Source organism: Sphingomonas sp. CCH9-E2 (assembly GCF_001557215.1).
In the GTDB taxonomy this organism is placed as follows: Bacteria; Pseudomonadota; Alphaproteobacteria; order Sphingomonadales; family Sphingomonadaceae; genus Sphingomonas.
In genome coordinates this window covers 1-261 of record NZ_LSJM01000246.1, presented here as the reverse complement: position 1 = coordinate 261, position 261 = coordinate 1, and the positions used below count along the sequence as shown (strand labels likewise).

Below are 261 nucleotides of genomic sequence, written 5' to 3'. Positions count from 1 at the left end.
GCCTCCCGCCACAGCTTCAGCGTCTCGGCATAATCGACCCCGAAATTCTGCTGGCCGGTCCAGCGCAATCCCTGCGCCTGCGCAATCGCGCGAAAGCCGCTCTCAGAGAGCAGCATCCCGCCGGGGAACACATAGGCCTGGATGAAATCGACATTGCGCGCATAGGCGTCGAAGATCGCGTCATCGATCGCGATATACTGGATCGCCGCGCGTCCTCCGGGCTTCAGCACCCGCGCGATCGTCGCCAGATAGGCGGGCCAG

At 64.0% G+C, this 261-nt stretch carries 1 protein-coding gene; it reads right to left on the bottom strand.

Translation table 11 applies throughout. The annotated features are described in order from the left end of the window. Positions 1 to 261, bottom strand: a 261-nt coding sequence (locus AX681_RS11555) for a class I SAM-dependent methyltransferase (RefSeq protein ID WP_197424283.1), incomplete at both ends; no start/stop codon positions are given.